This window comes from Sphingopyxis sp. LC81, assembly GCF_000756375.1.
Lineage (GTDB): Bacteria > Pseudomonadota > Alphaproteobacteria > Sphingomonadales > Sphingomonadaceae > Sphingopyxis.
Genome location: NZ_JNFD01000021.1, coordinates 295,072 through 307,187, shown reverse-complemented (window position 1 = coordinate 307,187; position 12,116 = coordinate 295,072). Strand labels below are relative to the sequence as shown.

14 protein-coding genes are annotated in these 12,116 nt (G+C 65.0%); 12 read left to right on the top strand and 2 right to left on the bottom strand.

The genetic code is table 11. The features are described 5' to 3' along the window. Nucleotides 1-108: 108 nt before the first annotated feature. Nucleotides 109-1,011 carry a LysR family transcriptional regulator gene (locus FG91_RS11865; RefSeq protein WP_037515155.1) on the bottom strand — a complete coding sequence of 301 codons (903 nt, stop codon included), beginning with the start codon at nt 1,009-1,011 and terminating at the stop codon, nt 109-111. Nucleotides 1,012-1,113: 102 nt separating this feature from the next. On the opposite strand from FG91_RS11865, the gene FG91_RS11860 reads away from it, so the two are divergent. Genes FG91_RS11860 through FG91_RS11840 form a run of 5 tightly spaced genes read left to right on the top strand, consistent with a single transcriptional unit; the run spans nt 1,114 to nt 3,722 of the window. Beyond that, complete coding sequence (locus FG91_RS11860; protein WP_037515154.1) at nt 1,114-2,283, top strand: isovaleryl-CoA dehydrogenase; 1,170 nt, start codon at nt 1,114-1,116, stop codon at nt 2,281-2,283. Then, on the top strand, nt 2,280-2,627 hold the full coding sequence (locus tag FG91_RS11855) for a hypothetical protein (protein WP_037515153.1): 348 nt from the start codon (nt 2,280-2,282) through the stop codon (nt 2,625-2,627). Before FG91_RS11860 ends, FG91_RS11855 begins: the two co-directional genes overlap by 4 nt. Further along, nucleotides 2,624-3,049, top strand: coding sequence for a VOC family protein (locus FG91_RS11850; protein WP_037515152.1), 426 nt, complete (start codon nt 2,624-2,626; stop codon nt 3,047-3,049). Before FG91_RS11855 ends, FG91_RS11850 begins: the two co-directional genes overlap by 4 nt. Beyond that, a complete protein-coding gene (locus FG91_RS11845; protein ID WP_037515151.1) occupies nt 3,046-3,438 on the top strand; it encodes a VOC family protein in 393 nt (130 codons plus the stop codon). The genes FG91_RS11850 and FG91_RS11845 overlap by 4 nt, the downstream gene beginning before the upstream one ends. Next, a complete protein-coding gene (locus FG91_RS11840; protein ID WP_037515148.1) occupies nt 3,435-3,722 on the top strand; it encodes a hypothetical protein in 288 nt (95 codons plus the stop codon). Before FG91_RS11845 ends, FG91_RS11840 begins: the two co-directional genes overlap by 4 nt. 20 nt (nt 3,723-3,742) lie before the next feature. On the opposite strand, the gene FG91_RS11835 is transcribed toward FG91_RS11840, so the two are convergent. Continuing rightward, complete coding sequence (locus FG91_RS11835; RefSeq protein WP_037515147.1) at nt 3,743-5,824, bottom strand: M13 family metallopeptidase; 2,082 nt, start codon at nt 5,822-5,824, stop codon at nt 3,743-3,745. Between the two features lie 146 nt (nt 5,825-5,970). Here FG91_RS11835 and FG91_RS11830 point away from each other — a divergent pair, with 146 nt between their 5' ends. The 7 genes from FG91_RS11830 to FG91_RS11800 are packed head-to-tail and all read left to right on the top strand — an operon-like array spanning nt 5,971 to nt 12,084. Then, the gene (locus FG91_RS11830) at nt 5,971-7,569 is read left to right on the top strand and encodes a carboxyl transferase domain-containing protein (RefSeq protein WP_037515146.1); all 1,599 of its coding nucleotides are present in this window, start codon (nt 5,971-5,973) and stop codon (nt 7,567-7,569) included. Nucleotides 7,570-7,571: 2 nt separating this feature from the next. Further along, nucleotides 7,572-8,294: a CPBP family intramembrane glutamic endopeptidase, BDIM_20840 family gene (locus FG91_RS11825; RefSeq protein ID WP_037515145.1), complete on the top strand. Its 723-nt coding sequence runs from the start codon at nt 7,572-7,574 to the stop codon at nt 8,292-8,294. A 2-nt stretch (nt 8,295-8,296) separates the two neighbouring features. After that, a complete protein-coding gene (locus FG91_RS11820) occupies nt 8,297-8,641 on the top strand; it encodes a DUF3088 domain-containing protein (protein WP_037515143.1) in 345 nt (114 codons plus the stop codon). Continuing rightward, nucleotides 8,638-8,943: a hypothetical protein gene (locus FG91_RS11815; protein ID WP_037515142.1), complete on the top strand. Its 306-nt coding sequence runs from the start codon at nt 8,638-8,640 to the stop codon at nt 8,941-8,943. Before FG91_RS11820 ends, FG91_RS11815 begins: the two co-directional genes overlap by 4 nt. Then, nucleotides 8,940-10,781: an acetyl/propionyl/methylcrotonyl-CoA carboxylase subunit alpha gene (locus tag FG91_RS11810; protein WP_037515141.1), complete on the top strand. Its 1,842-nt coding sequence runs from the start codon at nt 8,940-8,942 to the stop codon at nt 10,779-10,781. Before FG91_RS11815 ends, FG91_RS11810 begins: the two co-directional genes overlap by 4 nt. Beyond that, complete coding sequence (locus tag FG91_RS11805; protein ID WP_037515140.1) at nt 10,781-11,233, top strand: MaoC family dehydratase; 453 nt, start codon at nt 10,781-10,783, stop codon at nt 11,231-11,233. The genes FG91_RS11810 and FG91_RS11805 overlap by 1 nt, the downstream gene beginning before the upstream one ends. Then, the gene (locus FG91_RS11800; RefSeq protein ID WP_037515139.1) at nt 11,233-12,084 is read left to right on the top strand and encodes an HpcH/HpaI aldolase/citrate lyase family protein; all 852 of its coding nucleotides are present in this window, start codon (nt 11,233-11,235) and stop codon (nt 12,082-12,084) included. The genes FG91_RS11805 and FG91_RS11800 overlap by 1 nt, the downstream gene beginning before the upstream one ends. The last annotated feature ends 32 nt before the right edge of the window (nt 12,085-12,116 follow it).

Genomic DNA, 12,116 nt, shown 5'->3' with positions numbered 1-12,116 from the left:
TCATACGTCCAAACGGACGGGTTAACGGATGCCGCCGTACCGCTGCGGGATGCGAGGGGGCAAACGTTATGGCCTTTCGACGCTGCAAGCCAGACTTGGGGGTACGGGTCATGCGGCGGTATCGACCTTCATCTGACGCCACTCGGCCGCGATCGCGCCGATCGTTTCGAGTGCATGATCCAGTCGCGGAGCGATTTCGGGGAGCGTGCGCCACGCGGGGTCGGCGATCAGCCCGAGTTCGCGGCGGAAATCATAGCCCGCGACCTTCAGCGGCACGATGCCGTCGATCGCGAGCGAGACGGGCGCGGTGGTGATGCCGATCCCCGCGGCGACCATGCGCAGGCAACGCTCGTCGCTTTCGCTGCGCAGCGCGAAGCGCGGGCGGACGCCGTGGCGCGTGAAGAAGCGGCTGGTCGCATCGAGGAATTCGCACGCGCGGCGCGCGATCATCGTTTCGGCGGCGAGTTCCTCCGGGCCGACCTCGATGCGTCCTGCGAGCGGGTGGTCCGACGCGATGAACATGGCAAGCGGCTCTTCAAAGAGCGGCATCACATGATCGCCGCGCTCGCCCGTCCGCAGCGGGACGAGCGCCATGTTGATGCGGCCGCTGCCGAGTGCGGCGCGGAGTTCGGAGTCGCTGTTTTCGACGAGCTCGATCGCGAACCCCGGCCGCAACGCTGCGGCGATTGCCTGCAGCAATTCGGCGGGTGCCGAGCGGATCACGCCGAGCTTGAGTTCGCTCGCGCGGCGGTCGCTCTCGCGGCCGAAACTGTCGGCGGCGCGAAAGCCGCGTTCGAGATCGCGCGCGATCGGCAGGAAGCGCCCGCCCGCCTCGGTCAGCCGGATCTGGCGGCGGTTGCGGATGAACAGCGGCGTGCCGACGAGCTTTTCGAGTTCGGCGATGCCCGTCGACAGTGCCGGCTGGGTGACACGGATGCGCAGCGCCGCCTGCGTAAAGCTGCCGGCATCGACGACGGCGAGGAACTGGCGGATATGCGTGCGCTTTATCATAAATTTTCCTTATGCCAAACCTCGCCTCGTTTCAATTTCCCTATGCTGATATTTTGATGCACTATCGCGCGCAGTCCTGCCCCCTCGATCGATAGGTAATCCATGCGCGCCACCCCCGATTTCGATTTCGCGCTCGGCGAAACCGCCGACATGATCCGCGACACCACCGCCCGCTTCGCCGACGAACAGATCGCGCCGCTCGCCGCCAAGGCCGATGCCGACGACTGGTTCCCGCGCGACGAATTGTGGACACAGATGGGTGACCTCGGGCTGCACGGCATCACCGTCGAGGAAGAGTTTGGCGGCCTGGGCCTCGGCTATCTCGAACATGTAATCGCGGTCGAGGAAGTCAGCCGCGCATCGGGCGCGATCGGCCTCTCTTATGGCGCGCATTCGAACCTCTGCGTCAACCAGATCCGCCGTTGGGGCAACGCCGAACAGAAGGCGAAATATCTCCCCAAGCTGATCAGCGGCGAGCATGTCGGCAGCCTGGCGATGTCCGAAGCCGGCGCGGGCAGCGATGTCGTGTCGATGAAGCTGAAGGCCGAGCGCAAGGGCAGCGGATACGTCCTCAATGGCACCAAATTCTGGATCACCAACGCGACGCACGCCGACACGCTGGTCGTCTATGCGAAGACGAGCCCCGAGGCGGGATCGCGCGGGATCACCGCCTTCCTGATCGAAAAGGACATGCCGGGGTTCAGCATCGGGCAGAAGATCGATAAGGTCGGCATGCGCGGCTCGCCGACCGCCGAACTGGTCTTCACCGATTGCGAAGTGTCCGAGGAACAGGTCATGGGCCCCGAGAATGGCGGCGTCGGCGTGCTGATGTCGGGGCTCGATTATGAGCGCGTCGTGCTCGCGGGGCTGCAGCTCGGCATTATGCAGGCGTGCCTCGACACCGTCATTCCTTACGTGCGCGAGCGTAAGCAGTTCGGCAAGCCGATCGGTTCGTTCCAGCTGATGCAGGCGAAGGTCGCCGACATGTATGTCATGCTCCAGACAGCGCGTTCGTACGTCTATAATGTCGCGAAGGCGTGCGATGCGGGGCAGACGACGCGCTTCGACGCCGCGGGCTGCATCCTGCTGGCGAGTGAGAATGCCGTGAAGGTCGCAGGCGAAGCGATCCAGGCGCTGGGCGGCGCGGGCTATACCAAGGACTGGCCGGTCGAGCGTTACTGGCGCGACGCCAAGCTGCTCGACATCGGCGCGGGCACGAACGAGATCCGGCGCATGTTGATCGGCCGCGAACTGATCGGCGCCGGCGCGTGATCTGGCTGTGGCTGTCGGCCGCCTTCATGGTGACGACGGCCATTGTGCATGGCGCTCTGGGCGAACGACGGTTGATTGGACCGCTGATGATGCTCGATCAAGGCATCATGGGCGTCGATCTCGCGCGCAGGGTGTTTCGCCTCGCGTGGCACGCGCTGTCGCTGCTAATGCTGGTGTCGGCCGCCTCGGTCGTCTGGCCGGGGACGCCGCGCGAACTGATCCTGCTGATCGGCGCGGCGTGGACCGCGACCGGATTGTTCGACGCGATCTACACGCGCGGCCGCCATATCGGCTGGCCCATCCTCACCGCTTCGGGCGTCTTCGCGCTGTTGGGGGCCGCATGAGCGCGCGCGGGCTGGTCCATCATATCGACCTGACGGTCGGCGACCTTGCCCGCTCGCGCGCCTTTTATGAACGTGTGCTCGGCTTCCTCGGCTACCGGCGCTCGGCCGATGACGATAATGGCAGCGACTGGGACCGCATTGGCGAGCCCTTCCATTCGATCGGGATATTGAAAGCGCGCGGCGACGGCGCCGCGCGAACGCACGACCGCTATTCGCCCGGCCTCCATCATCTGGCGTGGACGAGCGACAGCCGCGAGGATGTCGACCGGCTGTACGCGCTGTTGCTGGAGATTGGCGCGACGATCCTCGACGCGCCCGCCGATTATCCGCGCTATGGTCCGACCTATTACGCGGTCTTCTTTGCCGACCCCGACGGGCTGAAGCTCGAATATGTCCATGGCGCGACGGCGAGCGAGCGATGAGCGGGTTTCGCGTCGCCGGTTTCGACCATATTGTCCTGTGCGTCCGCGACGTCGCGGCGACGTGCGCCTTCTATGAACGCGTGCTCGGCATGACTGCACGCGAGGAGCGACCGGGCAAATATTCGCTGCAGTTCGGCGCGAACAAAATCAGCCTTCAGGATGCCGCGACCAGCCCAGCCATCGCGCGCGACACGGTGCCGGGCAGCGGCAATTTCTGCCTGCTCAGCGATACGCCGGTTGCCGAGTGGCGCACACATCTGGAAGCGCTGGGCGTCGCGATCATCGACGCGGGATTGCGCGATGGCGCGACCGGAACGATCGACTCGCTCTATTTCCACGATCCCGACGGCAATCTTGTCGAAGTCAGCAATCTCGTCGAGCCGCGATGAGCGATACGGTGCTCACCGCCCTGCAATATTATGGCGCGGGCGCGGCGACGCTCGCGGCGCTGGTCGTGTCGCTCAATCTGGGGCGGCGCTGGACCGGCTGGGCGTTCGTCGTCTTCGTGACGAGCAGCATCGCTCTGATCGCATGGGGGTTCCTGCAGCCCGACAGCGAAGGCATCGGGTGGCAGAATATGGCGCTGCTGATCATCAACGCGATAGGCGTCTATCGCTACCTGATCCTGAAGGAAAAGCCCGGAGCGCCGTCCGGTGAGGGCGAGGCGAAATGACGCCCCGCCCTGCCCCGATATCAACCCCAGACGCGGACGCGCTTGTCGGGCGCGAGGTACAGCTTGTCGGTCGGCTGGACGTTGAATGCCTTGTACCAGGCGTCGAGGTTGCGCACCGTCAGCGCACGGTACATGCCCGGTGCATGGCCGTCGGTCGCGACGCGCGCGCGCAGCGCCTCGGCGCGCATCTTGGTCGCCCAGGTCTGCGCGAAGGCGATGAAGAAGCGCTGATCGCCGGTGAAGCCGTCGATCACCGGCGCTTCCTTGCCGCCGAGCGAGGCGCGGTACGCGTCGTACGACGCCTGCAGGCCCGCAACGTCGGCGATATTTTCGCCCAGCGTCAGCTTGCCGTTGACCGCGAGATCGGGGAACGGCTTGTACGTGTCGAACTGCGCCGCGAGCGCGTCGCCCGCGGCGTTGAACTTCGCCAGATCCGCCGGGGTCCACCAGTTGCGCAGCGCGCCGGTCGAATCGAACGCCGCGCCATTATTGTCGAAGCTGTGGCTGATCTCGTGGCCGATCACCGCGCCGATCGCGCCATAGTTGAACGCCGGGTCGGCCTTGGCGTTGAAGAAAGGCGGCTGGAGGATTGCGGCGGGGAAGTTCAGCGCGTTCTGGACCGGCAGGTTCACCGCGTTTACCGTCTGCGGGACCATCCACCACTCGCCCTTCTCCATCGGTTTGCCGATCTTGGCGAGCTGGTGCGCATATTCGGCCTGCTGTCCCGCAACCTCGTTCGCATAGGCATTCGCGCTGACGGTGTAGCTGCCATAATCGCGCCAGCTGTCGGGGTAGCCTACGCCCACCGCGATCGTTTCGACCTTCTTGATCGCTTCCTTCTTGGTTTCGGGCGCCATCCAGTCGATCGTGTTCACGCGCGTCGCGAACGCCGCCTTGATGTTCTTCACCATGTCGCCGACCTCCGCTTTTGCAGAGGCGGGGAAATATTTGTCGGCATAGGCTTTGCCCACCGCATCGCCGAGATAGGTGTCGAGCGCGTCGAGTGCCCGCTTGTCACGGCTGCGCTGCTGCGGCGTGCCCGCCATCGTCGTGCCATAGAAGGTGAAGTGCGCGCCATCGATCGCGCTCGGCAGCACGTCGGCGTGGCTGTTGATCTGGTGGAAGGCGAGCCAGTCCTTCCATGCGTCGAGCGGCTCGGACGCGACGAGCGCCGACAGGCCGGTGATCGCGTTCGCGTGATAGGCGCCGAACTTGGCTGCGCCGTCGAGCTTCGCGGCGCTCATGAACGCGGGCCAGTCGATCCCCGGCGCCTTCTTGGCGAAATCGGCCTTCGCCCAGACATCGGCCGACTTGGTGAAATCCTCGCTCTGCTCGCGCGTCGCGTGGGCCTTCGCGATCTTGACCTCGAGATCGTAGATGCGCTTCGCCTTCGCGGCGGCGTCGCTCTGCCCCGCGGCGGTCAGCAGCTTGGCGATATAGGCCTGGTACGCCGTGCGGATGCTCGCCATCTTGGGGTCGACCGACAGATAATATTCACGCTCGGGCATGCCGAGCCCGCCCTGCAGCAGATAGGGAATGACTTCGCCCGGGGTCGCGAGACCCTGCGTCACGAAGACGCCGAAGAGGTTCTCGGTACCGAAATCGGTCGCGTTCAAGGGGTCGACATCGGCGCGGAGCTGTTCGCCGAGGACCTTCGACAGCGCGGCCTTGTCGGTGATCGCGGCAAAGCGCGCGAGGTCGGCGGCGACGGGCTTCATGCCCGCGGCATCGATCGCCTTGGTGTCGGTGTAAGCCTTGTAGAAAGCGGCGATGCGGCCTTCGTTGGTATCGGCGGCGGCGTCGCCCCTGACGATCGCATCGATGAGTTCGCGATTGCGCTTTTCGGTTTCGAGCTGCGCCACGTAAAAACCACCGATCGACGAGCGGTCGGCGGGGATTTCGGTCGTCTTGTCCCAATTGCCGTTGGCATAGGCGTAAAAGTCGTCGCCGGGCTTCGCGGCGGTGTCCATCGCGGCTTTGCTGATCCCGATTTCGGTGCCGACGGTGTAGGCGGCGGAGCTGTCCTTGCCGCTGCTACACGCGACGGGTCCCGCGAGAATCGCGGCGGTGGACAGAAGAACGGCAAAGACAGCTTTTTTCATGGAAATGACCTTATTTTGTCACGGATAGGCAGGCGGCCGACGCGTCGGAAAATCCGGTTACAATACCAACCATTTTCGGCCTGCTGCGCTTTTCAATCGACGAGCGACGGGTTAGTTCCGAACCGATTTCAGGGAGAGACTGTACAGTGAGCGCACCGGTTCTTGGCACCAGCATCAACGCGGACAGCGACGAATATCGCACCCGCAGCGCGCATAATCGCGCGCTGACCGACGCGCTGCGGACGGCGGTCGCCGAAGCGGCGCTCGGCGGCAACGAGAAATCGCGCGAGCGGCACACAAGCCGCGGAAAATTGCTCCCGCGCGAGCGTGTCGAGCGGCTGCTCGATCCGGGCGCGCCCTTCCTCGAAATCGGGCAGCTGGCGGCGAACGACCTGTACCATGGCGAGGTGCCCGGCGCAGGGCTGATCTGCGGGATCGGACGCGTGTCGGGGCGCCAGTGCATGATCGTGTGCAACGACGCCACGGTGAAGGGCGGCACCTATTACCCGATGACGGTCAAGAAGCATCTCCGCGCGCAGGAGATTGCCGAGGCGAACCGCCTGCCCTGCATCTACCTCGTCGACTCGGGCGGTGCGAACCTGCCGCATCAGGATCAGGTGTTTCCCGACCGCGATCATTTCGGGCGCATCTTCTTCAACCAGGCGAATATGTCGGCGAAGCGCATCCCGCAGATCGCGTGCGTGATGGGAAGCTGCACCGCGGGCGGCGCTTATGTCCCCGCGATGTCCGACGAGACGGTGATCGTGCGCAATCAGGGCACGATCTTCCTCGCCGGCCCGCCGCTGGTGAAGGCGGCGACGGGCGAAGAGATCAGCGCCGAGGATCTCGGCGGCGGCGACCTCCATGCGAAGAAATCGGGCGTCGTCGATCATCTCGCCGAGAATGACGAGCATGCGCTGACGATCGTCCGCGACATCGTCAGCCATTTGGGCGAGGACAAGGGCTTCGAAGTTCCGATGAAGGCCCCGCGCCCGCCCAAATATGACGGCGAAGAGCTGTACGGCGTCGTCCCCGACGACGTTCGCGCGCCGTACGACGTCCACGAAGTCATCGCGCGCATCGTCGACGGCAGCGAGTTTCACGAGTTCAAGGCGAGTTACGGCAGTACGCTCGTCTGCGGCTTCGCGCATATCTGGGGCATTCCGGTAGCGATTCTCGCGAATAACGGCGTGCTGTTCAGCGAGAGCGCGGTGAAGGGCGCGCATTTCATCGAGCTGGCGCAGCAACGGCGCATTCCCCTGCTCTTCCTTCAGAACATCTCGGGCTTCATGGTCGGCGGCAAATATGAGGCCGAGGGCATCGCCAAGCATGGAGCGAAGCTGGTGACCGCGGTTGCGACGGCGACGGTGCCGAAGATCACCGTGCTGATCGGCGGCAGCTTCGGCGCGGGCAATTACGGCATGTGCGGGCGCGCCTATTCGCCCCGTTTCCTGTTCAGCTGGCCCAACAGCCGGATCAGCGTGATGGGCGGCGAGCAGGCGGCGAGCGTGCTCGCGACCGTCCACCGCGACGCCGACAAATGGACGCCCGAAGAGGCCGAAGCCTTCAAGGCGCCGATCCGCCAGAAATATGAGGACGAAGGCAATCCCTATCACGCCACCGCGCGCCTCTGGGACGATGGCATCATCGACCCCGCGCAGACGCGCGACGTGCTCGGACTCGCCTTTGCCGCAACGTTGAATGCACCGGTCGAGGACCGCGGCTTCGGCGTGTTCCGGATGTGACGATGCCCGATCCGATCCTTTTCATACTCGCCGTCGTGGCGATGCTGGTGACGGCGGGCTTTGTGCTGGGGCTGTCCGATCGCAGTGGATTTTCACCGCGCTGGCTGTTTGTCGCGGCGGGGCTGGTCGTGATCAACGACGCGCTGCTGACCAATTTCTACGGCGCGCTGCCCGACCTGTTCGGCGCGAGCGACTGGAACTGGCAGGGCAAGCTGCTGGCGCTGGCGGCGACGCTGGCGATCGCATCGCATCCGGCGTTCGGCTGGCGGCGTTCGGGATTGACGCTCAGGCAGAACGCCGGCTCGCTGCGTTCGGCGATGCCGGTCGCGCTGCTCTATTGCCTTTTCTTTCTGGCCCTCGCCTTGTCGTTTCCGAACGAGCCCGCCTCAGGCGAAACGATGGCGTTCCAGCTCACCATGCCCGGGTTGGAGGAAGAACCCTTCTATCGCGGCATACTTCTTTTGGCGCTGAACGAAGCGTTCCGTGGCCGGATCAGACTGCTTGGCATCGATTGGGGCTGGGGCGCGGTGCTGTCGTGCGCCTTGTTCGGTATGGCGCATGCCTTGAGCTATTCCGCCGGCGACGGGTTTCAGTTCGACGCCATCACGATGGCGCTCACCGCCATTCCATCCTTTCTGGCGGTCTGGTTGCGCGAACGCACCGGCAGCCTGCTTCTTCCCGTCGCGGTGCACAATTTCGGCAACGCGATCATGTTGGTGGTGTGACCATGAACGACCGTCTTTATCTTCTCGATCCGCTGTTCGAAGACCCCGCATTGCCCGGGCGGAATTTCTATTGCCGCGACTGCATTACCATCGATGGGTTGCTGGCAAATTTTCCCGAGCAGGCCGCGACGCTCGAGGTGATCCGCATTGCCTTTCCGCGCCCGCGCAATGCGGTCATCGCGGCGATCGGTGCGGCGAACCAGAATCTGCCGGTGCTGGTGCTCGCCGACGATGCGCCGGGTGAGCTCGCCGACGGTGAGCATCAGGGCACGCACTTTGTGGGCGACTTCAAACGGCTGCTGCACGCGCTGCACGTTCGTCACGGCTTTCCGGAGGCGCACCCATGATCGCGCGGCGCTGGCACGGGATCGTCCCCAAGGACAAGGCTGATGCCTATCTCAAGCTGATGCTCGACGTCGCCATTCCCGACTATCGGTCGGTCGCGGGCAATCGCGGCGCCTGGTGCCTCCGGCGCGCCGAGGGTGATGTCGTCCATTTCGAGATGCTGACCTTCTGGGACAATCTCGACGTGATCGAGGGCTTTGCCGGCACGCCGGTCGATGCTGCCAAATATTATGATTTCGACGATGACTTCCTGATCGAGAAGGAAGCGCATGTCTTGCATTTCGAAGTGAACGGAACCCTATGATCCAGTCCCTGCTTATCGCCAATCGCGGCGAAATCGCCTGCCGCATCATCCGCACCGCGCGCGATATGGGCATTCGCACCGTTGCGGTCTATTCGGATGCCGACGCGAGGGCGCTGCATGTGCGCGAGGCCGATGAGGCGGTGCATATCGGGCCGTCGCCAGCGCGTGAGAGCTATCTGATCGGCGAGAAGATCATCGCTGCGGCCAAGGCGACGGGCGCCGAGGCGATCCACCCGGGGTATGGCTTCCTTTCCGAGAATGCCGAGTTTGCGCAGGCGGTGGCCGATGCGGGGCTCGTGTGGGTCGGTCCGAAGCCGTCGTCGATCACGGCAATGGGCCTCAAGGACGCCGCCAAGAAGCTTATGGCCGACGCGGGCGTCCCGGTGACCCCCGGCTATATGGGTGAGAATCAGGACCCCGCCTTCCTTGCCGAACAAGCGGCGGGGATCGGCTATCCGGTGCTGATCAAGGCGGTCGCGGGCGGCGGTGGCAAGGGGATGCGCAAGGTTGATGCTGCAGCGGATTTCCTCGACGCGCTCGCCTCGTGCCAGCGCGAGGCCGCGGCATCGTTCGGCAACGATCATGTGCTGATCGAGAAATATATCCTGACCCCGCGCCATATCGAGGTGCAGGTGTTCGGCGACACGCACGGCAATGTCGTCCATCTGTTCGAGCGCGACTGCTCGCTGCAGCGCCGCCACCAGAAAGTGATCGAGGAAGCCCCTGCCCCCGGCATGGACGAAGCGACGCGCGCCGACCTCTGCGCCGCAGCGGTGCGCGCGGCGAAGGCGGTCGATTATGTCGGCGCGGGGACGATCGAGTTCATCGCCGACGCGTCGGAGGGCCTCCGCGCCGACCGCATCTGGTTCATGGAAATGAACACGCGATTGCAGGTCGAGCATCCGGTGACCGAGGAAATCACCGGCGTCGACCTGGTCGAATGGCAGCTGCGCGTCGCATCGGGCGAACCGATCCCGCTCGCGCAGGACGAGCTTGCGATCAACGGCTGGGCGATGGAGGCGCGGCTTTATGCCGAGGATCCGGCGAAGGGCTTCCTGCCCTCGATCGGCACGCTCGAACTCTTCCAGCTCCCCGAGCATATCGGCCGCGTCGACACCGGCGTTTACGAGGGCGCCGAAGTTTCGCCCTTCTACGACCCGATGATCGCCAAGGTCATCGCCTGGGGCGAGGACCGCGAGGAAGCGCGCGAATTGTTGTCGGAGATGCTGGAGGACAGCGCGATCTGGCCGGTGAAGACCAATTCGGCGTTCCTGATCAATGCGCTCGATCATCCCGATTTCGTCGCGGGCACCGTCGACACCGGACTGATCGGCCGCGACGGCGATGCGATGACCGAAGAGCCGGTGCCGACCGCGCAGGCGCTGACAAACGCCGCGATGGCGATGGTGCCGCGCTCGCTGCAATCGGGTTTCCGTCTCAACGCCCCCGATGTGCGCTCGGCGCCCTTCCTGCTCGACGGCAAGCGCGTCGAGGTCGAACTGCATGGCCCCGGTGCCGAGGAGCCGTCGCCCGCGATGCTCGTTGCCGAGAGCGGTTCGGTATGGCAGCTGACGCCCTGGCGTGCCGAAGCCAGCGCGGGCAGCGGCGCGGGTGACGGCGCGATCCTCTCGCCGATGCCCGGCAAGGTCATTGCGGTCGAGGTCGCGGCAGGCGACAAGGTGACCAAGGGCCAGAAGCTGCTGACGCTCGAAGCGATGAAGATGGAGCACAGCCTGACCGCCCCGTTCGACGGCGTCGTGGCCGAACTCAACGCGGCCGCGGGCGCGCAGGTTCAGGTCGAGGCGCTGCTGGTGCGGATCGAAAAGGAAGACGCATAATGGCCGGCAAATATTTCGACGAATGGGCCATCGGCGATACGCTGACCCACGACATCCGCCGCACGGTGACCGAAACCGACAATCTGCTTTTCACCGTGATGACGCATAATCCGCAGCCGCTGCACCTCGACATAGAGGCGGCGAAGGCGTCGGAGTTCGGCCAGATCCTCGTCAATGGCACCTTCACCTTCAGCCTGATGGTCGGGCTGTCGGTCGGCGATACGACGCTCGGGACGCTCGTCGCGAACCTCGGCTACGACAAGCTGGTGATGCCCAAGCCGGTGTTCATCGGCGACACATTGCGCGCCGAGAGCGAAATCATCGGCCTCAAGGAATCGAAATCGCGGCCCAATGCAGGGATCGTGACCTTCCTCCACCGCGCGATCAACCAGCGCGATGAACTTGTCTGCCAGTGCGAGCGTTCTGCCCTTGTCCAGCGGAAGGCCAGCTAATGCGACTACGTTCTCTGCTCTTCGTCCCCGGTGACCGCCCCGAGCGTTTCGCCAAGGCCGCGGCATCGGGCGCCGATGCGATCATCCTCGACCTTGAGGATTCGGTGTCGCTCGCGAACAAGGATGCGGCACGCCACGCGATCGCCGATTATCTGGCGGGAACGCGCGAAGTCGTGACGCTGGTGCGCGTCAATCCGCTCGACGGCCATCTGACCGCCGCCGACGTCGCCGCGATCCTTGCCGCCGGGCCCGACGCGATCATGCTGCCCAAAGCCGAAGGCGCGCCGAGCATCGCGCAGCTCGATACGATCCTGCGCAGCGAAGCCGCGCGCGATGCGTCGCTGCCGCCGATCCTGCCGATCGCGACCGAAACACCCGCGGCGATCTTCACGCTCGGCAGCTATCGTGAGGCGAAAGACCGCCTGCTCGGGCTGACCTGGGGCGCCGAGGATCTGCCCGCCGCGATTGGCGCGACGACGAGCCGCGAGGCCGATGGCAGCTATACCTCGCCCTATGAGGTGGCGCGCGCGCTGACGCTGTTCGCGGCGCATGCAGCAGGCGCCGCGGCGATTGACACGGTGTTCCCGGCGATCAAGGACGAGGCGGGACTTTCTGCCTATGCGGCGCGCGCACGGCGCGACGGCTTTACCGGGATGATGGCAATCCACCCGTCGCAGGTCGAGGCGATCAACGCCGCCTTCACACCGTCGGCGGAAGAAACTGCACGCGCGCAGGCGATCGTCGATGCCTTCGCCGCCAATCCCGGGGTCGGCGTGTTGCAGGTCGACGGCAAGATGGTCGACGCGCCGCACCTCAAGCAGGCGAAGCACATCCTTTCGCTGGCGGACTGAATTTCCCTCCCCCTCGATGGGGGAGGCAGCGA